This is a genomic window from Thermophilibacter gallinarum, assembly GCF_014982725.1.
GTDB lineage: Bacteria > Actinomycetota > Coriobacteriia > Coriobacteriales > Atopobiaceae > Thermophilibacter > Thermophilibacter gallinarum.
In genome coordinates, this window is the sequence record NZ_JADCJZ010000001.1 from 818,191 (window position 1) to 840,370 (window position 22,180).

At 64.5% G+C, this 22,180-nt stretch carries 22 protein-coding genes; 17 read left to right on the top strand and 5 right to left on the bottom strand.

Going from position 1 to position 22,180, the window contains the following annotated elements; genetic code table 11:
* The first annotated feature begins 154 nt into the window (after window positions 1-154).
* The 10 genes from INF26_RS03825 to INF26_RS03870 all read left to right on the top strand — a co-directional run bounded on the left by INF26_RS03825 (window position 155) and on the right by INF26_RS03870 (window position 12,117).
* A complete protein-coding gene (locus INF26_RS03825; protein WP_226371823.1) occupies window positions 155-445 on the top strand; it encodes a hypothetical protein in 291 nt (96 codons plus the stop codon).
* Window positions 438-707: a type II toxin-antitoxin system RelE/ParE family toxin gene (locus INF26_RS03830; RefSeq protein WP_193529378.1), complete on the top strand. Its 270-nt coding sequence runs from the start codon at window positions 438-440 to the stop codon at window positions 705-707. The genes INF26_RS03825 and INF26_RS03830 overlap by 8 nt, the downstream gene beginning before the upstream one ends.
* Before the next feature lie 212 nt (window positions 708-919).
* Window positions 920-3,223: a replication restart helicase PriA gene (gene priA / locus INF26_RS03835; RefSeq protein WP_193529379.1), complete on the top strand. Its 2,304-nt coding sequence runs from the start codon at window positions 920-922 to the stop codon at window positions 3,221-3,223.
* Between the two features lie 42 nt (window positions 3,224-3,265).
* On the top strand, window positions 3,266-3,811 hold the full coding sequence (def, locus tag INF26_RS03840; RefSeq protein WP_193529380.1) for a peptide deformylase: 546 nt from the start codon (window positions 3,266-3,268) through the stop codon (window positions 3,809-3,811).
* A 24-nt stretch (window positions 3,812-3,835) separates the two neighbouring features.
* On the top strand, window positions 3,836-4,750 hold the full coding sequence (gene fmt / locus INF26_RS03845) for a methionyl-tRNA formyltransferase (RefSeq protein WP_193529452.1): 915 nt from the start codon (window positions 3,836-3,838) through the stop codon (window positions 4,748-4,750).
* Entirely contained in the window at window positions 4,750-6,075 is a 1,326-nt protein-coding gene (locus INF26_RS03850) for an RsmB/NOP family class I SAM-dependent RNA methyltransferase (protein ID WP_193529381.1), read from the top strand. The genes fmt and INF26_RS03850 overlap by 1 nt, the downstream gene beginning before the upstream one ends.
* Window positions 6,076-6,597: 522 nt before the next feature.
* Window positions 6,598-9,798, top strand: coding sequence for an ABC transporter ATP-binding protein/permease (locus INF26_RS03855; protein WP_193529382.1), 3,201 nt, complete (start codon window positions 6,598-6,600; stop codon window positions 9,796-9,798).
* 211 nt (window positions 9,799-10,009) lie between these two features.
* Window positions 10,010-10,393: a helix-turn-helix domain-containing protein gene (locus INF26_RS03860; protein WP_193529383.1), complete on the top strand. Its 384-nt coding sequence runs from the start codon at window positions 10,010-10,012 to the stop codon at window positions 10,391-10,393.
* A 2-nt stretch (window positions 10,394-10,395) separates the two neighbouring features.
* Window positions 10,396-11,685, top strand: coding sequence for a type II toxin-antitoxin system HipA family toxin (locus INF26_RS03865; RefSeq protein WP_193529384.1), 1,290 nt, complete (start codon window positions 10,396-10,398; stop codon window positions 11,683-11,685).
* A gap of 39 nt (window positions 11,686-11,724) precedes the next feature.
* A complete protein-coding gene (locus INF26_RS03870) occupies window positions 11,725-12,117 on the top strand; it encodes a hypothetical protein (RefSeq protein WP_193529385.1) in 393 nt (130 codons plus the stop codon).
* Window positions 12,118-12,133: 16 nt separating this feature from the next.
* Here INF26_RS03870 and INF26_RS03875 read toward each other — a convergent pair whose 3' ends face one another.
* The 3 genes from INF26_RS03875 to INF26_RS03885 all read right to left on the bottom strand — a co-directional run bounded on the left by INF26_RS03875 (window position 12,134) and on the right by INF26_RS03885 (window position 13,806).
* On the bottom strand, window positions 12,134-12,583 hold the full coding sequence (locus tag INF26_RS03875; RefSeq protein WP_193529386.1) for a type II toxin-antitoxin system HicB family antitoxin: 450 nt from the start codon (window positions 12,581-12,583) through the stop codon (window positions 12,134-12,136).
* A gap of 327 nt (window positions 12,584-12,910) precedes the next feature.
* Window positions 12,911-13,378 carry a hypothetical protein gene (locus tag INF26_RS03880; RefSeq protein ID WP_193529387.1) on the bottom strand — a complete coding sequence of 156 codons (468 nt, stop codon included), beginning with the start codon at window positions 13,376-13,378 and terminating at the stop codon, window positions 12,911-12,913.
* On the bottom strand, window positions 13,375-13,806 hold the full coding sequence (locus INF26_RS03885) for a helix-turn-helix domain-containing protein (protein ID WP_193529388.1): 432 nt from the start codon (window positions 13,804-13,806) through the stop codon (window positions 13,375-13,377). Before INF26_RS03885 ends, INF26_RS03880 begins: the two co-directional genes overlap by 4 nt.
* A gap of 304 nt (window positions 13,807-14,110) precedes the next feature.
* Here INF26_RS03885 and INF26_RS03890 point away from each other — a divergent pair, with 304 nt between their 5' ends.
* Both INF26_RS03890 and INF26_RS03895 read left to right on the top strand, forming a co-directional pair.
* Window positions 14,111-15,493 (top strand): AAA family ATPase, encoded by a 1,383-nt coding sequence (locus INF26_RS03890; RefSeq protein ID WP_193529389.1) that lies wholly within the window; start codon window positions 14,111-14,113, stop codon window positions 15,491-15,493.
* A 205-nt stretch (window positions 15,494-15,698) separates the two neighbouring features.
* Window positions 15,699-16,028 carry a hypothetical protein gene (locus INF26_RS03895; RefSeq protein ID WP_193529390.1) on the top strand — a complete coding sequence of 110 codons (330 nt, stop codon included), beginning with the start codon at window positions 15,699-15,701 and terminating at the stop codon, window positions 16,026-16,028.
* Between the two features lie 143 nt (window positions 16,029-16,171).
* Here the strand turns inward: INF26_RS03895 and INF26_RS03900 are convergent, their stop codons facing one another.
* Both INF26_RS03900 and INF26_RS03905 read right to left on the bottom strand, forming a co-directional pair.
* Window positions 16,172-17,101 (bottom strand): hypothetical protein, encoded by a 930-nt coding sequence (locus tag INF26_RS03900; RefSeq protein ID WP_193529391.1) that lies wholly within the window; start codon window positions 17,099-17,101, stop codon window positions 16,172-16,174.
* Window positions 17,102-17,152: 51 nt separating this feature from the next.
* Entirely contained in the window at window positions 17,153-17,563 is a 411-nt protein-coding gene (locus INF26_RS03905; RefSeq protein WP_193529392.1) for a hypothetical protein, read from the bottom strand.
* A 594-nt stretch (window positions 17,564-18,157) separates the two neighbouring features.
* On the opposite strand from INF26_RS03905, the gene INF26_RS03910 reads away from it, so the two are divergent.
* From INF26_RS03910 to rfbB, 5 genes are all read left to right on the top strand, one after another.
* A complete protein-coding gene (locus tag INF26_RS03910; RefSeq protein WP_193529393.1) occupies window positions 18,158-18,541 on the top strand; it encodes an AAA family ATPase in 384 nt (127 codons plus the stop codon).
* 93 nt (window positions 18,542-18,634) lie between these two features.
* The gene (locus INF26_RS03915) at window positions 18,635-19,300 is read left to right on the top strand and encodes an AAA family ATPase (RefSeq protein ID WP_193529394.1); all 666 of its coding nucleotides are present in this window, start codon (window positions 18,635-18,637) and stop codon (window positions 19,298-19,300) included.
* A gap of 3 nt (window positions 19,301-19,303) precedes the next feature.
* The gene (locus tag INF26_RS03920) at window positions 19,304-19,684 is read left to right on the top strand and encodes an RloB family protein (protein WP_193529395.1); all 381 of its coding nucleotides are present in this window, start codon (window positions 19,304-19,306) and stop codon (window positions 19,682-19,684) included.
* A 519-nt stretch (window positions 19,685-20,203) separates the two neighbouring features.
* The gene (gene rfbA, locus INF26_RS03925) at window positions 20,204-21,079 is read left to right on the top strand and encodes a glucose-1-phosphate thymidylyltransferase RfbA (protein ID WP_193529396.1); all 876 of its coding nucleotides are present in this window, start codon (window positions 20,204-20,206) and stop codon (window positions 21,077-21,079) included.
* Window positions 21,080-21,093: 14 nt separating this feature from the next.
* Window positions 21,094-22,176 (top strand): dTDP-glucose 4,6-dehydratase, encoded by a 1,083-nt coding sequence (gene rfbB, locus INF26_RS03930; RefSeq protein WP_193529397.1) that lies wholly within the window; start codon window positions 21,094-21,096, stop codon window positions 22,174-22,176.
* The last annotated feature ends 4 nt before the right edge of the window (window positions 22,177-22,180 follow it).

Below are 22,180 nucleotides of genomic sequence, written 5' to 3' on the forward strand. Positions count from 1 at the left end.
CGTCGCCAAAGACGCCTCTCGTGAATTCACGAGCGCCAAGTTGCCGCAGCCGGGGCTCCGTCCCGTGCGCAGGCCCCTTGTAAATCTGCTAATATATCAGACGATTATCTGTTAATACGTAGCTTGCCGCAGCGACGAGAAGGGATGCTCCCATATGGAACCCATCTACTCGATGACGACGCTTCAGCGCAACCCCTCGCAGGTCAAGGATGCCGCCCGGGACTCGGTCGTCCGCATCACCGAGCAGGGCGCCGGCGCCTACGTGTTCTGCAGCGAGAAGGCCTTCGAGCGTCGGATCGCCCAGGAGCGGGAGGACGCCGCCTTCGAGGCCCGGCTCTCGGAGGCCGTCGGCCGCGGCCTGGCGGACATCGATGCCGGCCGGTTCGTGACGTCCGTCGACGAGGCGTTCGACGCCGCGGATGCGCTGAGGAGCAAGCGTGCCTAGTGCGAGGCTGCGCATCGCCGAGGAGTTCGTCTCGGCGCTCGGAGAGGTGTACTCCGACCGCGTTCTCGCGCGAATCAGGGATGCGCTGACCGGCCTCCAGACATTTCCCGAGATGGGCTCTCCTCGCGTGAGGCCCTGCCTCACCGACCTGTACGGGGAGGGGCTTCGCCAAATCGCCATCTCGACGTTTCTCATCGTATATCGCTACGACGGGGAGACGGTGGACGTGCTTGCCCTGGTGTATGGGCCGTCCGTTGTCTAGCGCGCTTCCCCACGCATGAAGGTCGTCGGCGCCCCGTCCTTCTCGGCCTTTTGTCTCCAACCCCCGCTCGTGAATTCACGAGCGGGGGTTTCTGCGCCCAAACGCCACCAAAGACGCCTCTCGTGAATTCACGAGCGCCATGTTGCCGCAGCCGGGGCCGGCCCCGCGCCCGCGGTACAATGGACTGCCGAGAAGAACGGAGGCCCGCCACCATGCCCTACGCGAGCGTCGTGCTCGACATACCCACGCGCGCGCTGGACGCGGCCTTCGATTACGCCGTGCCGTCCGAGCTCGCCGCGGACGCCGTCGTCGGCGCCACGGTGCTCGTGACCTTCGCCAATCGCGCCGCCGTGGGCTACGTGGTCGCGGTCCGCGACGAGCCGTCCGCCGGCGTCGCGCCCGAGAAGATCCGCGCGGTCGAGCAGGTCCTCGCGCCGAGCGCCTTCGACGACGTCGCCGCCCGCGTGGCCGCCTGGATGGCGCGCGAGTACGCCTGCCCGCCGGCCGAGGCCGTCCGGCCGTTCCTCGCCCCGGGGCAGAAGGTCCGCGTCACGCGCGCGGCCGACGACGCGCCCTGGGAGCTCCAGACCGAGCGCACCGGCGCCGTGGACGACCGCTGGGCCGCCCTCACGCCCGCCGCCAACGACTACGAGCCCGTGCGCTCCGCCTCCCGCCAGCGCGCCGTGATCGAGGCCCTGCGTCAGGGCCCGCAGCGCGTGGCCGAGCTCTCCGCCACCATCCCCGGCGCGGCCGCCGCCGTGACGGCGCTCGCCAAGCGCGGCGTCGTGGACGTCACGCACCGCCGACGCGTGCGCGGCACCGACGACACGACGCTCTCCTCGGCTGCCGCGCCGCGCCCGGAGCGCCTCACCGACGGCCAGCTCGCCGCCCTCGACGCGATCGAGCGCGCCCGCACCGTCGGCCGCGGCGACGTCGTGCTCGTTGACGGCGTGACCGGCTCCGGCAAGACCGAGGTCTACCTCGCCGCCATCGAGCGCGCGCTCGCGGACGGCCGCGGGGCGCTCGTGCTCGTGCCGGAGATCAGCCTCACGGCCCAGACCGTGGGCCGCTTCCGCAGCCGCTTCGGCGACGAGGTCGCCGTCCTCCACAGCCGCCTCTCCGCCGGCGAGCGCTTCGACCAGTGGGACCTCGTCCGCAGCGGGCGGGCCCGCGTCGTGGTGGGCGCCCGATCGGCGCTCTTCGCCCCGCTCGCGGACCCCGGCCTCATCATCATCGACGAGGAGCACGAGGGCTCCTACAAGCAGGACAAGTCGCCGCGCTACCACGCGCGCGAGGTGGCCGCCGAGCTCGCCCGCGCCCGCGGCGCGGCGCTCGTGCTGGGCTCGGCCACGCCCTCGCTCGAGAGCCTCGCTCGCTGCCGCGCCGGCGAGTTCCGCGGCGTCCGCTGGACGCGCGTCGAGATGCGCGAGCGGCCCGGCGGCGCGCGACTGCCCGAGGTCACGGTCGCGGACATGGCCGAGCAGTTCCGCGGCGGCGGCCGCTCGGTCTTCTCGGCCCCGCTCGCCGACGCCCTGCTCGACGTCGCGCGCCGCCGCGAGAAGGCGGTGCTGCTGCTCAACCGCCGCGGCTTCGCGAACTTCCTCATGTGCCGCGAGTGCGGCTGCGTGCCCGAGTGCCCGCACTGCTCGTGCGCGCTGACCTACCACGAGCGCGGCCACCGGCTCGTCTGCCACAGCTGCGGGCGGAGCTGGCCGGTGCGCGCCTTCCCGGACCCCACCACGAGCTGTCCCAACTGCGGGAGCCGCTACCTGGCCGCCTACGGCGTGGGCACCCAGCGCGTGGAGGACGAGCTGCGCATGCTGCTGCCCGACCACGTCGAGGTCATCCGCATGGACGCGGACAGCACGCGCGCCAAGGGCGCCCACCAGGAGCTGCTCGAGCGCTTCGACGCCGCCGAGTGCGCGGTCCTCGTGGGCACGCAGATGATCGCCAAGGGGCTCGACTTCCCCGAGGTCACGCTCGTGGGCGTGATCAACGCGGACACGGTGCTCAAGCTGCCGGACTTCCGCGCCGCCGAGCGCACCTACGACCTGCTGGAGCAGGTTGCCGGCCGCGCGGGCCGCGGCGAGCGGCCCGGCCGCGTGATCGTGCAGACCTACTGGGCGAGCCACCCCGCCATCCGCGCCGTGGCGGCCCACGACCGCGCGGTCTTTCTCGACGCCGAGCTCGCCGAGCGCGCGGGCGCCAGCTACCCGCCGTTCAGCCGCCTGGCCAACGTCACCGTCTGGGGACGTGCCGAGAAGGACGTGCGCGCCGTCACCGACGAGCTCGCAGCGGCGCTGCGCGCTCGCCTGGGAGACGCCGCGGGCTGGGAGGTGCTCGGCCCTGCGGACTGCCTGCGGGCGCGCGCCAAGGACCAGTTCCGCCGCCACGTCATGGTGAAGGCGCCGGCCGACGCCGACCTGGGCGGGCTTCTCGGCTCGTGCGCCGCGAGCATCCCGCGCCGCCGGGGTATTAACATGGCAGTGGACGTTGACGCGTACGACATGATGTAGCGACGGCCGCGCGGGACCGCCCGCCGCGGCAGAAGGAGGACCATGAACGAGCTCAAGGAGATCGTGCTCTCGCCGGACCCGCGCCTCGCGCAGGAGTGCGCGCCGATCGAGGAGATCGACGACGAGGTGCGCGCGCTGGCCAAGCGCATGCTCAAGGTCATGTACGCCGCCGACGGCTGCGGCCTGGCGGGCCCGCAGATCGGCGAGATGCGCCAGATCGTGGTCATCGACGTCGACTGGGCCGGCAAGAACTCCAAGAAGAACCCCTACGTGCTCATCAACCCGCAGGTCGTGACCGCCGACGGCCCCGAGGTCGAGGGCAGCGAGGGCTGCCTGTCGTTCCCGGGCGTGAGCGTGCGCGTGAGCCGCCCGAGCCACGTGGTCGTGCGCGCCCGCAACCTGGACGGTGACCTCATGCAGTACGAGGCGGCGGACAACCTCATGGCCGTCTGCCTGCAGCACGAGATCGACCACGTCCACGGCGTGACGATGTTCGACCACCTGGCTCCGATGGCGCGCGCCGAGGCCGAGCGCGCCTACGAGGCCGCCCTTGCCGCGGGCGCCCGCCCGGGCGACACCGAGGCCTAGGGGGCGCGCATGGCTGACACCAGGCTGCGTGTCGTCTTCATGGGGACGCCGGAGTTCGCCGTGCCGTCGCTCGAGCGGCTGGCCGAGACGTGCGACGTGGCGCTCGTGCTCACGCGCCCGGACGCGGTGCGCGGCCGCGGCAGGGCGCTCGTGCCGTCGCCGGTGAAGGCCCGCGCGCTCGAGCTGGGGCTGCCCGTGGTCGAGACCTCGCGCATCACGCCGGAGGTCGCCGACGCCCTGCGCGCCGCCGCGGCGGACGTCTTCTGCGTGGCGGCCTACGGCTGCATCCTGCCCGACGAGGTGCTCGCGATGGCGCCCGGCGGCTGCGTGAACGTGCACGCGTCGCTGCTGCCGCGCTGGCGCGGCGCGGCGCCGATCCAGCGCGCGATCCTCGCCGGCGACGAGGAGACGGGCGTCTCCATCATGCGGATCGGCCACGGCGTTGACACCGGCGCGTACTGTGCGCAGGCCAGCGTGACGGTGGGGGAGAAGGACACCGAGGCCCTCGCGGCCGAGCTCGCGCGCGTGGGTGCGGGGCTTCTCGTGGAGACGCTGCCCTCCGTGGTGGACGGCACGGCCGTCTGGGTCGAGCAGGACGAGGCGCTCGTGACGCACGCGGCCAAGATCGAGAAGCGCGAGCTCATGCTGGACCCGGCGGACGGCGCGTGCGCCAACGCCCTGCGCGTGCAGGCCTCCGGTGACACGGCCCCGGCCCGCTGCGTGGTGGCCGGTCGCGGCGTGCGCGTGTGCGCCGCGCGGGTCGGCGAGAAGGACGTGGCGCCGGGCGGCGTCGCGGTGGGGCGCGGGCGCGTCTGGCTCGGCTGCGCCGACGGCTCGCTCGAGGTCCTGCGCGTGAAGCCGGACGGCAAGCGTGAGATGGAGGCCTCCGCGTGGGCCGCGGGCCTGCGCGGCGACGGCCTGACCTGGGGGCGCGCGTAGTGGCGCGGCTCTCCGCGGCCCGGCGCGCGGCGCTCGCGCTCGCGGGCGAGCGGCGCCGGCGCGGCGCCCGTGCGCGCGACCTGCTGCGCGGCTCGGAGGCGCTGTCGGAGCTGGACGAGCGCGACCGCGGCCTGGCGGTCAGGCTCGTCATGGGCGTTACCGCCGCCGAGGGTGCGCTCGACGTCATGGTCGACGCCCATCTGCGACGCGGCGCGCGCCTCGAGCCGCGCGTCCGCGACGCGCTGCGGATCGCCGCCTTCGAGCTGGTCTACCTGGGCACGCGCTCGGACGTGGCCGTGAGCCAGGGCGTCGAGCTCGTCCGCTCGGTCGCGCCTCGGGCGGCGGGCCTTGCCAACGCCGTGCTGCGCCGCGTTGCCGAGGAGGACGTCGCGGCCGTCGCCGACGCGCGCGCCCGCGTCGTCGCGGGCACCTATGACACCTCTGACCTGGCGCTCGTTGGCGCGCTACCTGAGTGGCTCGCCGAGCGCGTCGGCACCCGCGCCCTGACCGCCCTCGAGCCCGCCGCCCCCTGGGTCGCCGCCAACGTGCAAAGGGGACAGGCACTTTTCCACGCTCTCGAGGAGGCGGGCTGCGAGCCGCAGGAGGGCCCGCTGCCGCGGTCGTACCGTCTGGGCGCGCCGTCTCGCCTCGCGCCGTCGGGCCTCGTCGAGCGCGCCGACGTCATCCCCTGCGACCTCGCCGCCCAGGAGGTCGCCCTCGCCTGCGTGCCCGCGCCCGGCGAGCGCGTGCTCGAGGTCGGCCAGGGCCGCGGCACCAAGACGCTGCTGCTCCAAAATGCGGCGATCGCCGCGGGCGGCCCGTGCGAGATCACGGCCGTCGAGGTCAGCCCGCGCAAGTCCGAGCTCGCGCGCCGCCGCATGGAGGCCGCCGGCGTCGCTGACCACGTGCGCCGCGTTTGCGCCGACGGCCGCGCGCTGCCCGAGGACCTCGGCACCTTCGACCTCGTGTTCCTCGACGCGCCCTGCTCCGGCACCGGCACGCTCGCCCGCCACCCGGAGATCGCCTGGTCGCTCGACCCGTCCGCGCCCGCCGAGCTCGCCGCCCTCCAGGCCGAGCTGCTCGCGTCGGCCGCGGCGCACGTCGCCCCGGGCGGCCGGCTCGTCTACGCGACGTGCTCCGTGCTCGCCGAGGAGAACGACGCCGTCATCCGGGCGTTTCTCGCCAGCCCCGCCGGCGCGCCCTTCGAGCTCGTCGGCTCCGGCCTCACCGAGGTGCCCGGCGGCTCCGACACCCACTTCCACGCCCACCTCCGCCGTACTAGCGCCATCTGCACGTTATCCGACCCCACGACCGCGTTCGGGTGATGATTCCGCCGCCGACGAGCCGTCTCGCTCTGCAAAACGCCCACTCGTGATGAATTTCGACGTGCCCGAATGCAAAACGCTCGCTCGTGATGAGTCTTTTCGACCTCCACCCATTTCGAGACAAGTTCGAAACAACATATGGCGAGGTAAAAGAAATATAAGAATACGAACCACCGTTCCTTGGCCCGCTCGGCCTCTAATTCCTTCATCACGAGCGTCAGTTTTGCATGACCCGACCTCTCGATTCATCACGAGCGCCCGTTTTGCGAAGCCTCTCGGTCTTTCGTCCAGTACGCGGTTTCCATTGTTTCCGCCCTCGATTTCGCAGGAAATCACGTATCGACGCAGCGCAATACGCGACTTCCAACGAAACGCCCGCCCAAAACGTGGGAAATCGCGTACTGGCCGCCCGCGCCCCCGGCTCCGTGAATTCGCGCTGAAGCCGAGAAGATCGGCGCATCCCGCGACCCAAGTTGGGTACCGTAGAAACGTTGCCGAACGCCCCGGAAGGACCCGACCCCCATGCTCGAGCTCAAGGACATCTGCAAGCAATACGTCACGACTGGATTCACGCAGGTGGCGCTCGACCACGTCTCCGTCGCCTTCCGCGACAGCGAGTTCGTGGCAATCCTCGGCCCCTCCGGCTCCGGCAAGACCACGATGCTCAACATCGTCGGCGGCCTCGACCACTTCGACGACGGCGACCTCGTGATCGACGGCATCTCCACCCGCGAGTACAAGGACCGCGACTGGGACGCCTACCGCAACAACCGCATCGGCTTCGTGTTCCAGAGCTACAACCTCATCCCGCACCAGACGATCCTCGCCAACGTCGAGCTCGCGCTCACGCTCTCGGGCGTCGGCCGCGCCGAGCGCCGACAGCGCGCCCTCGACGCCCTCGCGCGCGTCGGCCTCGCCGACCACGTGAACAAGCGCCCGAGCCAGCTCTCCGGCGGCCAGATGCAGCGCGTCGCCATCGCTCGCGCCCTCATCAACGACCCGGAGATCCTGCTCGCCGACGAGCCCACCGGCGCCCTGGACTCCGCCACGTCCGTGCAGGTCATGGACCTGCTCAAGGAGGTCGCCCAGGACCGCCTCGTCGTCATGGTCACGCACAACCCTGAGCTCGCGCACCGCTACGCCACGCGCATCGTGGAGCTCGCCGACGGCCGCGTCACCGCAGACTCCGACCCCTTCGACCCCGCCTCCGCCCCGCGTCGCGAGGCCAAGGCCGCCCGCCGCACCTCGATGAGCTTCCTCACCGCGCTCGGCCTCTCGTTCAACAACCTCATGACCAAGAAGGGCCGCACCATCATGACGGCCTTCGCGGGCTCGATCGGCATCATCGGCATCGCCGCGATCCTCGCGCTGGCCAACGGCGTCAACGACTACATCGCCCGCGTGGAGGAGGACACCCTCTCCAGCTACCCGCTGTCCATAACCAAGCAGAGCATGGACATCTCCGGCATGCTCTCGGAGGACGCGGCCCAGGCGCAGGCGGGCGAGAAGGACGACGACCCCGACCAGATCCCCGAGTTCACCATGCTCACGGACATGTTCGCCTCCGTGGGCTCCAACGACCTCTCCGGTCTCAAGAGCTACCTCGAGTCCGACCCCGACGACCTCGACTCCTACGTGAACGCCATCCAGTACGACTACGGCCTCACGCCGCTCGTCTACAAGGCCGACACCTCTGACGGGGCGGTCCAGCTCAACCCCAACGCGCTCTCCACGGCCATGACCGGCGGCGCGTCCGGCACCGCCACGGCGGGCATGACCGGCGGCGGGATGAGCGTCTTCAACGAGATGATCGACGACCAGGAGCTCCTCGAGTCCCAGTACGACGTCGTTGCCGGCCGCTGGGCCACCGCCGCCGACGAGTGCGTGCTCGTGCTCACCCAGAGCGGCCGCATCTCCGACTACACGCTCTACGGCATCGGCGTGCTCGACCCGGCAGACCTGACCGAGATGGTGAACTCCGCCATGAGCGGCACGGCGGGGGAGACCCAGATCGACGAGGCGGACGTCGACTTCACCTACGACGACGCCCTCGCGCTCGACTTCCGCGTGCTGAGCCCCTCCGACCTCTACCGCAGAAACGCCGAGACGGGCGGCTGGACCGACATGTCCTCCGACGCCGACTTCGTCGCGAGCGCCGTCGAGGCCGGCCTCGACCTGCACGTCGTCGGCGTCGTGCGCCCCAACGAGAGCTCCGACGCCAAGGCGCTCTCGGCCGGCATCGCCTACACGCCCGCGCTCACCCAGGTGCTCATGGACCGCGCCGCTGACTCCCAGATCGTCCAGCAGCAGCTCGCCGACCCCGAGGTCGACATCTTCACCGGCAAGTCCTTCGACACCCTGCAGGAGGAGGCGCGCCAGGGCGTCGACCTGGGGAGCCTCTTCTCCGTGGACGAGGACGGCCTGCGCTCGGCCTTCTCCTTCGACACGAGCGCGCTCCAGGGCGCTTTCGACCCCTCGGGCCTGGACCTCTCCGGCCTCGACATCGACCTCTCCGGCGTCGCGGGCCAGATCGACATGGACTCTCTCGTGGCGGGCGCGCCGGCGCCGGACTTCTCCTCGATCCTCGACGACGAGCTCGCGGACCCCGCGCTCACGCCCGAGCAGGTCGAGGACGTCACCGAGCTCGCCAGCCAGCTCATCGGCGGCTTCATGAAGCAGGCCGACGGCATCGACCCCGACGACCCCGACCTCGCGCAGAAGCTCGTCGCGCACCTCGCGACCTACCTCCAGACCCCCGAGGCCCAGGCCACCCTCGCGCAGATCGAGGAGGTCGCCGGTCCCGCCGTGCGCGAGCGCGTCCAGGAGATCCTCTCCGACTACGTCTCAGGCCAGCTCGCGCCGTATCTGCAGTCCTTCGTGCAGCAGATGTCCGCGCAGATCGGCGCGGCCGTCTCCGAGCAGCTCCAGAGCGCCATGACGCAGCTGCTCTCCCAGTACGCCGACCAGGTGGCCGGCGGCCTCGCGCAGCTCCAGAGCGCCTTTTCCGTGGACGGTCAGGCGCTCGCGAGCTCCATTCACTTCAACATGGACGCCGAGGACCTGGCCTCGCTCATGGAGAGCTACGCCAACGCGTCCCAGCTCACCTACGACAACAACCTCCAGACGCTCGGCTACGCCACGCCGGACGACCCGGCCGCGATCCAGATCTACCCCAAGGACTTCGAGGCCAAGGAGCGCGTGGTCGACCTCATCGACGTCTACAACGACGAGCAGCGCGCCGCCGGCAACGACGACGCCGTGATCACCTACACCGACTACGTGGGCGTCATCATGGGCAGCGTCACCGACATCGTGAACATGATCTCGCTCGTGCTGATAGCCTTCGTCTCCATCTCGCTCGTGGTGAGCTCCATCATGATCGGCATCATCACCTACATCAGCGTGCTCGAGCGCAAGAAGGAGATCGGCATCCTGCGCGCGATTGGCGCCTCCAAGCGCAACGTCGCGAGCGTCTTCAACGCCGAGACCTTCATCGAGGGACTGATCTCGGGCGTCTTTGCGATCGCCGTGGTCGTGGCAGTGTCCGTGCCCGTGAACGCCTGGGTCCTCGCGGACTTCGACGTGGCCGGGATCATGAATCTCCCCGCGGGCTCGGCGCTGGCGCTCGTGTGCATCTCCGTCGCGCTCACGCTGGTCGCGGGCCTCATCCCGTCCAGCGCCGCCAGCCGTCGCGACCCCGTGGAGGCCCTCCGCAGCGAGTAGGGGAGCGCGGTTCTTCTCGGCTCCCCCGCTTCTCTCGCCGCCATGTTCGGCGAGACGGAGCAAATGCAGAAAACGTTCCGGTTTTTGGCGATGTTTTCTGCAAACGCTCCGTCTCGGCAAATGAGCCGGCTCGCTTGACATGCAAAACTTTGCAGATAGACTAATACGCAAAACTTTGCATGCACAGGGAGGCGAGAAGAACGTGGACACCATGCCCATTTCAGCACCCCGTCAGGCCGGGATCTACGTGCGCCGCGCACGTGAGGCCCAGGGCCTCACGCGCGCGCAGCTCGCGGCGGCGGCTGGCGTCTCCGAGCGGCTGCTCGCCTCGCTCGAGCTGGGCGACGCCACGGGAATCAGGCTCGACAAGCTGCTCGCGGTCTTCGACGCCCTTGGGCTCTCGCTCGCGGCGCAGGGCGAGAAGATCGCGTCGCCTGTGAGCGTTGCCGCTTCTGCGCCGATACCCCAGAGGAGCCTTGTCGCGCCGGTGTCCACACGTCGAAACCGTGAGTTCGGACTTCTCGACTACGGCGCCGCTCTCAGGGATTTCATCGTCAATGACATGGGAATCTCGCTTCCTGAGGAGGCGATCTAGCCATGGCCGTTCTCGACCTTCGCGTCCTTGTTTCCGGCGTGGCTGCCGGGACCGTCCACCAAGACGAGCACGGTCTCATGACGTTCACCTATGACGAGGGCTACCAGGGTCCGCCCCTCTCGCTCTCTATGCCCGTCTCAAACCGCGTCTACGGTCCCGACGTGCTGCGGCCCTACCTCTTTGGTCTGCTGCCAGACAGCGAGCTCCAGCGGCGCGCCATTGGCCGCGAGCTCGGGGTGAGTGCCAACAACCCCGTGACGCTGCTCGCACACATTGGCCTTGACTGTCCGGGTGCCGTGCAGCTCTGTGCGCCGGATCGCGTGGACGAGGCGCTCGCGCGCGGCGACGATCTTCGTGAGCTCACGGACCGCGAGATTGCGCTGCGTCTCAAGACCGTGCGCGACGAACCCGAGGTCTCGTGGATGGGCCTCGAGGAGCGGTGGTCGCTCGGCGGCAACCAAGGGAAGTTCGCGCTTGCGGGGGAGGGCGGCCGCTGGTACGAGTGCCGCGGCGCCGCGCCCACCACGCACATATTCAAGAACGGGGTCGTCGGCTTCAGGCTGCAGGCGCTCAACGAGTACGTGTGCATGCGCACGGCCGAGCGCTGCGGCGTGGCCACGGCGCATGTGGACTATCGCTTCTTCGAGGACGAGCCCGCGCTGATTGTTGAGCGCTACGACCGCGTGAGAGACGCTTCGGGCAGGGTGGTGCGCCTGCACCAGGAGGACCTCTGCCAGGCGCTCTCCGTCATGCCGGACTGCAAGTACACCGAGGACGGCGGTCCGTCGGTGCGCGACATACTGCCACTGCTGGCGGGAACGAGCCGTCGCAAGCTTAACCTGCTCACATTCTCTCACCAGCTCTTCTTTAACGCGCTCGTCGGGGCGCCCGACGCTCACGCAAAGAACTACTCCCTGCTGCTGGGCGCCGGCGGTGCCGCCATGCTCGCCCCCATGTACGACGTCGCCTCCGGCCTTGCCTATGAGAAGTTGCGACGCCGCCTGCGCCTTGCCATGTCCGTCGGAGGCGAGAACCGCGTGGGGCGCATCGGCGCCGGCGCGCTCGAGTGCTATATGGGCGCGGGCGATCCCGAGCTCGCCGCGCTGCTCAATCGCGCGGGCCTCACGCTGAAGTCATGCCGCGCCCTCGTGGCCGACCTCGCGCAGGAGATTCCCGTTTCCATGGAGGAGGTCTTCGAGGAGTCAGCGGACCTCCCCGGCGCCGACGAGCTCCGCGAGCACCTCTTCGGGCCCGTGGCCGCCAACTGTCGCCGCACCCTCGCGCTCCTGTAGCGCGCTGCGCTATGCTGTGAGCCGTCGAGAGGAGCGCTCATGCTGCAGAGGGACTACGTCCTGGAGATAATCGGTCAGTTCGTGGAGGGGGTCTCCTGGGCGCTGCGTCGCGCGGCGGCGGGCGAGAAGGACGGTTTCGTTGCCACGGAGCAGGAGATCGGCGAGCTCCTCGAGCTCGACCACGCGACGGCGCTCTCGCTCGCGCCTGACTCGCTCGTGACCATGATGGTGCTCTCCGGCATGGGCGACTCCGTGGCCGCCTGCGTTTGCTACGCGCTCGAGCGCCTCGCGCGCCTCTACGAGGCCGCCGGCGACGAGGACGCTGCCGGCCTACGTCGCCTGCAGGCGCGCGCCGTGGCGGAGTCCTTCGGCTGCGACCCGTCCGCGCCGCCGGCCGAGCTCGCCGCGCTGGACGCGGAGCTCTTCGGGTAGGGCGCGGCGCCTTGGCCTACGCCCCAACCACGGCCCTGCACGGACGGCCCGCGCGCGGCCTCTCCTCGAGGCGCGCCCTCACCGAGTCGAGCGAGACGTAGGAGTTGCGTCCCTCCCTCCAGCCAAAGAGGCGCGCGTCCCTGACCATTTGCGAGATCCGGCCCTGCGTGACGCCCAGCATGCGCGCCGCCTCGGACGCCGTCACCTTCTCAATGGTCTCCAAACCGGCGGAGACGCCAAAGACCATGTTCGTGCCCCCGTGACGCGTCACGTTCCCGAACGTGGGCGCAGGGAGCTCGAGGCCCTTCACCTCGTACTCCTCAATGGTCACCTTGAGCCAGTCGGCAACCATGAGGCAGAGGTCCTCGAAGCTCTCACCCTGGGTGCCTCCCTCAAGGTCGTAGGGAAAGGCAAGGTAGTAGCCTTCTTCCTGGAACACCTCGAACTCGTAAACCCCAAAGCGCATGCGTGCTCCTCTCGGCGCGTCCTAACGAATTCCAGCCTCCCTGAAGATCCTTTGGGCCAGGACGTCCGGAATCTCTCTGTGATGCGGAACCATGACCCATCTCCCGTCTCTATGCTCATGGTGGTCCCGAATTAACGCGCTCGATTAGATATAGGTTTCTATATCCGCAGTTGAAAACAACGTGCTTGTTCGATTTAGCGCGTTAATTCAGAGGCGCGGACGACGGACGAGAAGAACGGCGGACGGCGCGGCTCGCCCTCCAGCACGAAAGGGACCCCGGGCAACCGAGGCCCCACTTGGCGCGACGAGGTTCGGGAGATGGCTCCCTCACTCTTCCTCAGAAGAATCCGGCTCACCGTTCGCGCCTTCGTCGAGGATGGAGTAGGGGAGAACGGCCGGCAGGATAAAGGACTGGATCGGCGACATTCCGGCCAGGACCATGATTGAGGAGCGAGCGTGCGAATAGGCAATGGATATGGCGTTTGCCGCTAGATAGCGCTGCGGATCTTCCCCGATTTTGTCAATCGCTGCAGGAACCGACACCCAGATGCGAATCTCGGCATGGGAGTGGACAAGGGGTCTTTCGGGACTGGCTTCGTCAACAAGGTCGGCGGTAACGAGAAGCGACCCCTCGAGGTGATAGCTGCCCGACTCGTCCTTCGTCGCAGCTTCTATGCGGTGCTGCTCTTGAACGTTGAGCCTCATGTTCTCTGCTGGGTCGCCAAGGATGCTGAACTGAATGTCGGAGACCCAGAGGTGGTCTATGACGATAGGAGCGAGTACGCCGCTGCTCATGCCGCCTCCCCTTGAAACGTAAGTACCTTGGCCACCGAGAAGTTAGTGGTGGTTGTCCAGTCGGACGTGTTCCAGTTGAGTTTCGATTGCTCTTTCTGCTTCGGAACAGAAACTGAGAAACCGTGAACGAAAAGCTGCTTTGTTTGATACGTGAACCCCTGGTCCATCCTGAAGGACAGGGCGACCTCAAGCTTTGCGAGCGTGCTCAGGGTGATGTTCTGCTTGCCGGTGATAATGCGTGAGATTTGGCTTCTGTCCATGTCGCAGAGTTCGGCAAGCTCGTTCTGAGTGATTCCAAGCTCCTTCATGCGCGCATAGACGGAGCCGGAAATGTCCATGCGGTGATCAAGGGCGAGGTCCTCAGCGCTGATTTCCTCGTTGGCGAACTTTGGTACGCAGGTACCTCCAGAGTGTGCACGATATCCCAAGAACCGCGTCCCACACACTCCTCTTCGTTCGAGGCACTCATGGTAGACGCGAATTAACGCGCTCGATTAGGCACAGATTTCTATATTCGCAGTTGAGAATAACGCGCTTGCTCGATTTAGCGCGTTAATTCAGAGGGGAGAACGACGGACGAGAAGAACGGCGGGCGGCGCGGCTCGCCTCACAATACGAATGGGACCCCGGGCAACCGGGGCCCCACGCGGCGTGACAAGGCGCGCATTTCTTGTCTTGTCACCCTACTGATAAAAGGGACGCAAACCGACCGCCCAATAGTCTGGGGGACCCATGGAGCTCGTGCTTCGCCTCAAGAGCCTGGACCTGAGGAACTTCCACCGCTTTGAGAAGTTTTCCATAGACTTTGACGACCACATGACCGTCCTCATTGGCAACAACGGGTCCGGCAAGTCGTCGCTCCTGTCGGCCGCATCGGTCGCGGTGGGTACGCTTTTCATAAAGTTTGACAACATCCCAACCAGGTCGATTCTTCGCTCGGACGTCCGCGTGAAGACCTTTGACTACGGCGAGACGATTGACCTGCAGGGGCAGTATCCGGTTGAGGTCACGGCTCGGGGCTTTGTCGCGCCGACGGATTCTGGGGACATCTCGGAGAATATGCAGTCCGGCACCTGGACCAGGAGCCTCACCACCTCAAAGGGAAAAACAACCTACGGTGACGCCGGCTTTATGGTCAATTGGTCCGAGGAGATAGCCCAACGCGTACAGGAGGGAGACACAAATCTCGTGCTCCCCGTCGTGTCGTACTACGGAACCGGGCGCCTGTGGGCCAAGAAGTGCCGCAAGTCCGAGCGCAAGCAGCGCTTCTCTCGCTTGGACTGCTATCGCGACGCGCTTGACGCGGAGACGAACGAGGATCAAATGCTCTCCTGGTTCTTCAAAATGGCCGTGCAGGACGCACGGCGGGCGCAGGGTCTTTCGCCAGACGGGAGAAGCGCCCTTTATGCAGCTGTGAGAAGGGCTGTCGCGCAGTGCTTTGCGAGAATCACCAAGAAGGATCACGTCGAGGTCTCCTACAACTTTGACACCGACGACATCGAGGTCACGTATCTCGACGGCGAGGGCGGCGTCAGAAGAATGCCCATGGGCCTGTTGAGTGACGGATACAGGACCACCCTCAGCATGATCGCGGTCATTGCGTACCGCATGGCCCTGCTCAACCCCATGCTGGGCGAGCGGGTCCTGGAAAGCCCGGGTGTCGTGCTTATTGACGAGGTCGACCTCCACCTGCACCCCCTCTGGCAGGCGCAGATTCTCGGCGACCTTCGCTCGATTTTTCCTAACGTGCAGTTCATCGTCACCACTCATGCCCCCATAGTCGTCTCGTCGGTGAGGTCGGAGCACGTCCGGGTTCTCAGCGGGGGCGAGGGCGGCATGAGCGAGAGTGCCGAGCTACCGCCGGACCAGACGTATGGGAGCGACGTGGGGCGCACGCTCGAAAGCGTTATGGGTGCCCCCGAGCGCCCCGAGGAGATACAGCGAAAGTTTGACGAGTTCTACGACAAGCTCGACCAGCTGAGCCGCATGGAGCAGCCCGATTTTGCCGTTGCGGAGAAGATGCTCGACGACCTTGAACGGGGGATCGGGCCGAACGACACGGACCTCGTTGCCGCCCGTACCGCGCTCGAGCTTGAGATTGTCGACTGCCTATGATTCCGATTCAGAAGGGCGCTGCGCCAATAGAGCTGGAGCTCAAGATCAAAGAGGTCAAGGCCACCCCAGATACGACGCTCAGGCGGAGGGGCGTGGTTCCGACGACCCGCTTTCGGTCGACTACGGGAACAAGCTCGTCGTGTGTGACGGATTTGAGCGCGACAAGAACGGGCTGACCTGTGACCGGGCTCGGGGGAACAAGCATATGACCGTGAACCCGCTCAAGCCGCAGACTCTCGTGGACATTAGATACTTCCGAGATGGAAGAATCAGGAGCGAGCGGTCGGAGATAATGGACGACCTGACTAAGACGCTCAACCTGAATCAAGAGACGCTCAGAAAGAATCGCAAGACAGTAATTGACGAGCTGGGACGCTATTTCAAAAGGCTTGACGAAAGAGGAAAGTCTGTGCCTGCGCACTGTAAAAAGCAGCTGGACGCCCTCGAGTCCGAGACAACCAAGAAGAGCGAGTACCAAGGCGTGAGAATCTACTTCCTCGAGAAACGTCTGAGGGCTGAGAGCAAGCGAGGGTAGGGGCTCTGCCACCGTATATCGGCTTCGCTCATGAGACGAACGCCAACGACGCTAGACAGCCAACCTGCAACGTTCTTACGGTACGCCGTTCCCCTACGCCATTCAGCTTGCATCAGCTTGAGCTAGCAGATATGAGCGTGTCTCTACCACCACGGCTCCGAGGGAACTTCTCCCTTTTCTAGCCAAGATGACGAAGAGACGAGAGGGTAAAACAACTGAAAGAATGCCGTGGCCGCCTTATTCCTCTCGTGCTGACGGTCTGCTCGAGCTGGGCTAATCCAAGCGTTTTGCAGTGAAACAGCCGAGCGCAGGACTACAGATAATGAGCATCCATGCTCATGTGCATAATCAACGATTGATTGGATGTCTTCGAATTGTTCAAGCATGTCTTTATACTCGCAGTTTTTGAAGATGCAGATGTTGCCAATATCAGATGCATGGAGCTCCGTCTTTTCCCGAATTGCCTCTGCTTGATCTAGAAGCTTGTTAACCTGCCGCTGCCTGGCACTAAAGCGACAGAGCATGTAGCCGTATGCCCGCCCAAGCGAATTGAGCCTCTGGTAGCGATAGTCTCGAAGCTTGAGATATGCCCAGGAAGACCGGTCTAATTCGAAGATTTTGCATTTCACTGCCCGGAGCGCTACCTCTCTGGCAGCGTTTTCGTCGCAGTCGGGTAAGAGACGCCTGAATTCAGGGCCACTGTTGATGTGGTCTGCATCCCCCTGCGGAGAGAGGGCGTGTAAGTAACGGCGTCTCTCCATGCTCTCGAGCAATTCGATCAGGAGGTTATTGGAGAAAGGCTCGCCATCTGTAATTTCGTAAATCCCCGCAACGGTGTTTAGCAGCTCGGCAGCGCAAGGGAAGAATTGCTGATCAAGCTCGTGCAACCGTTCTCGATATTCGATGTAGGCAACGGGTATCGCAACGAGTGCGCCGCTGAAGATACCAAGAAGAAGGTCGTTCGCAGCATTGTCAGAAAGGGGAGGAATGGGAGGGAGAGTCGAAAGAAAAAGCACGAGCGAACAGACGCAAATTGCCGAGCAGGTAAAGATAATTATCCGCTGCGATTTCATGACTCTCCAATCCACATTTCGTTGATTATAAACAGGTGCGTGCCGCGCGTCTTAGGCGCTTACCTTGCCGCACAATGCCTTGCGCCACTCCTCCCGCGAGACGCTTCGGCTCTTGGCCCGCTCCTCGTCGGCGATCCTTCGGCGCTGCTCGTTGTCCGGAGCGCCGGGATTGCCCAGCGTCTCGTACATGTCGTAGAACCCAAGACCCGGCGCGCCCTCAAAATGCTTCCGCTTGGAGTCGGACCTCACCACGAAGGCGGAGAGGTAGGGGAGTCCGGCGTCCCGGCACCTCCTCATGAGCCTGCCGAGAGGGTCGCTCAGGTTGCGGTAGTGGAAGGGGCGGAGATCTGAGCCTTCAAGCACTTCCTTGTGGTACCTGTTGAGGTGTTCGGCGAGCTCCTTGTAGGTGCAGGCATGCCAGCCCTTACTCTTGAGATAGTCTATGAGTCCCTCTGCAACCAATGTTGCCCGTTTATCGCCCGTCATTGTAAATCCTCCAATCAGTTGATTCTTGCCTGTCGGAAATCGGCAAGCTACATCTATTACATGTTGTTTAATAAACTGATATAATTTCAAAGTGATTTTCGTAGTGCTTCATGAATCGCGAGCCCTGAGGGTTTTACGGTGTTCGTCCCGTTTTCTATGTCTTCGGTGAACCCGTTGAGGGTAGGCGCGAATCCATTTTCCAAATTGGAGCCTTGAACAGGAGGCTTGCTCAGAGACGGCTAGGTTGTTGCGGCGCTATTGGCTATTGCCTTGTCGCTAGAGGAGGGCTTCTCATAGCAATTCAACTATGGTGACGTAATCAACACAGCTTTCGGCGCGTGAACGGCTCCCGTTATGGAATGCAAATCTCTGGACGAAGGCTGAGTTGATGCTACCGACAGTAAAAGAGCTTGATTGAACCTATATAAGCGTTTTAATTAGAATAAATAGTTGAAATTTGTGATTAAATGACGTTTTAGAGAGACAGGTAAGCAAATGCTTTGCCAGTTTACGTTCAGCAACTACCGGTCCTATCGTGATGAGACAACGCTCACGATGTAGGCGTCTTCCATGAAGGAGTTCTCACGGTCCCTTCGAACGAGTTCCGATGCGCAGAGTTTTCTTCCAGTTGCCGCGGTCTACGGGCCTAACGCTGGCGGCAAATCCAACCTCCTCGAGGCGCTTGGATACGTCAAAAACGCCGTTGCGCGACCGATTTTCTCTCTAATGCGTGGCAAGGGCGTGCCGGAGGGATCTACGCCTCGACTCCTGCGCTGCTCTCCGTTTGCGTTTGATGCCGCACACTCTCGTCAGCCCTCGGAGTTCGAGGTCTACTACCGTGTCGGCGACTATGAGTATCGCTATGGACTCGCGGTCAGTGCGTCAGAGATAGTCAGCGAGGATTTATTCCGGCGTAAGGTGGGGGCCTCCCGCTCGGCGACGCTGTTCAATTGAATGGCTGAGGAGCTTGAGCTTGGACCGTCCCTGCGTCGCGCGGGGGTATCTGTGAACTTTAACCCGACAATACCGTACCTCTCGTATCTGTACATGAACAGCGACCTGGAGTCGGTGCACCAGGCAGCGAGCTGGTTCCTCGACTGCATCTACCTAAACTACAACAGCTGCTACCTCGAGCACGTTCTCGAGGACATGCTCGACGAGAGGGACTCTCCCAAGATAGTCCGCTTCCTCAAGGCGGTCGACGTGCACGTCGACGGGTTCCGCGTCGAGCGCGACGGGGACGGCGAGCGTCAGCGCGTGTACGTCCGGCACTCGGTCGGGGGCTCCGATTACGAGCTGCGCCTCTCCGAGGAGTCCGCGGGAACGCAGAAGCTGATGGGGCTCGCCCGCTTCCTCCTGAGCGCGCTGGAGAACGGGGGCACCGTCCTCGTGGACGAGCTCGACGCGAAGCTTCACCCCAAGCTCCTTCGCTACGTGATCCTCCTGTTCAAGGACCCCGAGGTGAACAAGGGCGGCGCCCAGCTGATCTTCACCAGCCAGGACGTGTCCACCATGCGCAACGACGTGTTCCGCCGCGACGAGATCTGGTTCGCCGCGCGCGACGAGAGCGAGGCGAGCCAGCTCTGGTCGCTCTCCGACCTGCACGAGCCCAACGGCAACCTCGTCAGCAAGAACGCGGCGTTCGACAAGCAGTACCTCTCCGGCCGCTACGGGGCCGACCCGCACCTTACCCGCATCGAGGAATGGGGCTAGGCCATGGCGGCCGGAAGGCGCGGTTGGCGCAGCGGCAGCGGCAAGCACACGCTCGGCCTGCTCGAGTACGCTGAGGAGCTTTGCCGATACGCGCCCGACCCCTTCGACCACGTCTGGCTCGTGTTCGACAAGGACGACTTCCCGGCGGACGAGTTCGACCGGGTAGAGAGGGAGTGTGCGGCGGCGTCGGACTCCGCCTGCACGTTCCACGCCCTCTGGTCGAACCCCTGCTTCGAGGTCTGGCCGCTCCTGCACCTGCGCTACACCACGGCGCCGATGGACGCGGCGGCATGCCAGAAGACGCTCGCCGACTCCTTGGCTCGCGAGTTCGGGGTTGACTATCGCAAGAACATGGGTGGTCTGTTCGCGCTCATTGCCCTATGAGGCGGGATGCCGAGGCGAACGCCGCCAGGCTCGCCAGGCACCACGAGGCGATCGGCAACGACCGGCCGTCGTCCATGAACCCGGGGACGCGGGTCGCCAATAATTAGGTTACAGGGGCAGGATGGCTGAAGGCAATGGGGGACTAGCGCATATCCATTCGTTTATGTTTTGGGTACTCCCCTTGTTGAGTTCGAGTCTGTTTCAGGAATGCGTTCTTGAGTGGAAGCTTGCGATTCTCGCATCAAATCTATCAGTGTTTACGTGTTTTTTCGAATTGAGGAATTGATTCCACCGCTGATACTTCTAGTATCTGATCGTGATAAGAAGCTGTTGCTTGAGCTTGGGAAAACCCTCCAGCTCCAAATGATCTAATTTTCGAAAAGGTTGTAGTTCAACTCCATATCTCTGCTTGTGTGCTTTACGATGATATCGATGGAGGCGAATCCTCTTTTGTTGTCTGTGCTAACCTTACTCCCAGTACAATATCTGTCATCGATAGCCTAATAGGTTGGAGAATTGATGAAAGGCGTCGTTCTTGCCGGTGGGTCTGGTACGCGGCTCAGCCCCCTCACCTCGGTGACTTCAAAACAGCTGCTTCCTGTCTATGACAAGCCGATGGTTTACTATCCGCTATCTGTTCTCATGATGGCAGGCATTCGGGACATCCTTATCATCTCGACTCCGGAAGATCTTCCAAACTTTGAGCGCCTGCTTAAGAGTGGGAGTGATCTTGGTATCCGACTGAGCTATACCGTCCAGCCTGAGCCAAATGGTCTCGCGCAGGCTTTCGTCATCGGCGAGGATTTCATCGACGGAGACTCGTGCGCTCTCGTTCTGGGAGACAACATCTTCTACGGCAGCGGCATGACCGGCTACCTTGCCGACGCGGTTCGTCGTGAGCGCGGTGCCACGGTCTTCGGCTATCACGTAGAGGACCCGGAGCGTTTTGGCGTGGTGGAGTTCGACAAGTTCGGCCGTGCCCTCTCCATTGAGGAGAAGCCCGAGCACCCCAAATCAAACTATGCGGTTACCGGCCTCTACTTTTACGACAGCCACGTCTGCGAATACGCGAAGTCGCTTACGCCCTCCGCGCGCGGCGAGTACGAGATTACGGACCTTAATCGCATATACCTCGAGAAGGGGATGCTTAGCGTTACGACGCTTGGCCGCGGGTTCGCCTGGTTCGATACCGGTACCGTCGACTCCCTCTATGAGGCGAGTGAGTTCATTCGCGTCATCGAACGGAGCCAGGGCGTGAAAATCGCTGCTCTCGAGGAGATCGCCTTCAATGCGCGCTGGATCACCCGCGAAGACGTCCTCAGAGCGGCAGATCGACACGACAAGGCCGAATACGGCAGGTATCTCAGGCGTATCGCGAGCAAGCAGCCCTTCTAGGAGGAATTCGATAAATGAAGACCTATCTGGTTACCGGAGGCGCAGGATTCATCGGGAGCAACTTCGTTCAGTTTGTCCTTGCTAACCATGATGGAGTGCGTGTGGTGAACGTTGACGCGCTTACCTATGCGGGCAATCTGGAGAATCTTGCCCCCGTCAAGGACGACCCGCGCTATACCTTTGTTCACGCAGACATCTGCGATCGCGCGCGTATGCGTGCCTTGATTGCCGAGTATGATCCCACCTACGTTGTGAACTTTGCCGCTGAGTCCCACGTCGACCGCTCGATTGAGAATCCTTCGGTCTTTGCGGTCACCAACGTGCTCGGAACCATCTCGCTGCTCGACGCGGTTCGCGACGCGTGGACGAGCGAGAGCGGACCGGGCGACCACAGGTACCTCCAGGTCTCCACTGACGAGGTCTACGGCACGCTCTCGCTCGACGAGCCTGACGCGTTCTTCCGTGAGAGTACCCCGCTTTCCCCCCACAGCCCCTACTCCGCCTCCAAGGCTTCTGCGGACATGTTTGTCCTCGCTTATGCGGACACCTTCGGGCTTCCCGTCAACATTACTCGCTGCTCGAACAACTACGGTCCCTACCAGTTCCCTGAGAAGCTTATCCCCCTTATGATTCACAACGCCATGGCTCACGAGCCTCTTCCGGTCTACGGGGATGGACTCAACGTACGCGACTGGCTTTACGTTGAGGATCACTGTAAAGCGATTGATCTCGTGCTCGAGAGGGGACGCGTCGGAGAGGTCTACAACGTGGGCGGCCACAACGAGCGCAACAACATGTACATCGTCGAACGAATTATCTCGGAGCTCTCCGGGCGGCTCGGTGACCCGGCCATCAGTTCGGACCTCATCAGGCATGTCGAGGACCGCAAGGGTCACGACCGTCGCTACGGAATTGCTCCGGACAAGATTTACGATGAGCTTGGCTGGGAGCCCGAGACCCCATTCGAAGACGGTATCGGCCGCACCATCTCCTGGTACCTGGGCAATCAGCGCTGGGTCGACCATGTCACGAGCGGCTCCTATCGGCAGTACTTCGAGAGCATGTACGGCAACCGCAGGATCCTTTCCGAGGAGTAACCAG

Coding starts and splice junctions, on each gene's coding strand:
- rfbA (WP_193529396.1), top strand. CDS start 20,204: ATGAAAGGCGTCGTTCTTGCCGGTGGGTCTGGTACGCGGCTCAGCCCC.
- def (WP_193529380.1), top strand. CDS start 3,266: ATGAACGAGCTCAAGGAGATCGTGCTCTCGCCGGACCCGCGCCTCGCG.
- INF26_RS03855 (WP_193529382.1), top strand. CDS start 6,598: ATGCTCGAGCTCAAGGACATCTGCAAGCAATACGTCACGACTGGATTC.
- INF26_RS03865 (WP_193529384.1), top strand. CDS start 10,396: ATGGCCGTTCTCGACCTTCGCGTCCTTGTTTCCGGCGTGGCTGCCGGG.
- INF26_RS03870 (WP_193529385.1), top strand. CDS start 11,725: ATGCTGCAGAGGGACTACGTCCTGGAGATAATCGGTCAGTTCGTGGAG.
- rfbB (WP_193529397.1), top strand. CDS start 21,094: ATGAAGACCTATCTGGTTACCGGAGGCGCAGGATTCATCGGGAGCAAC.
- INF26_RS03920 (WP_193529395.1), top strand. CDS start 19,304: ATGGCGGCCGGAAGGCGCGGTTGGCGCAGCGGCAGCGGCAAGCACACG.
- INF26_RS03880 (WP_193529387.1), bottom strand. CDS start 13,378: ATGAGCAGCGGCGTACTCGCTCCTATCGTCATAGACCACCTCTGGGTC.
- INF26_RS03860 (WP_193529383.1), top strand. CDS start 10,010: ATGCCCATTTCAGCACCCCGTCAGGCCGGGATCTACGTGCGCCGCGCA.
- INF26_RS03875 (WP_193529386.1), bottom strand. CDS start 12,583: ATGCGCTTTGGGGTTTACGAGTTCGAGGTGTTCCAGGAAGAAGGCTAC.
- INF26_RS03915 (WP_193529394.1), top strand. CDS start 18,635: ATGAACAGCGACCTGGAGTCGGTGCACCAGGCAGCGAGCTGGTTCCTC.
- INF26_RS03910 (WP_193529393.1), top strand. CDS start 18,158: ATGAAGGAGTTCTCACGGTCCCTTCGAACGAGTTCCGATGCGCAGAGT.
- INF26_RS03900 (WP_193529391.1), bottom strand. CDS start 17,101: ATGAAATCGCAGCGGATAATTATCTTTACCTGCTCGGCAATTTGCGTC.
- priA (WP_193529379.1), top strand. CDS start 920: ATGCCCTACGCGAGCGTCGTGCTCGACATACCCACGCGCGCGCTGGAC.
- INF26_RS03825 (WP_226371823.1), top strand. CDS start 155: ATGGAACCCATCTACTCGATGACGACGCTTCAGCGCAACCCCTCGCAG.
- INF26_RS03895 (WP_193529390.1), top strand. CDS start 15,699: ATGACCGTGAACCCGCTCAAGCCGCAGACTCTCGTGGACATTAGATAC.
- INF26_RS03890 (WP_193529389.1), top strand. CDS start 14,111: ATGGAGCTCGTGCTTCGCCTCAAGAGCCTGGACCTGAGGAACTTCCAC.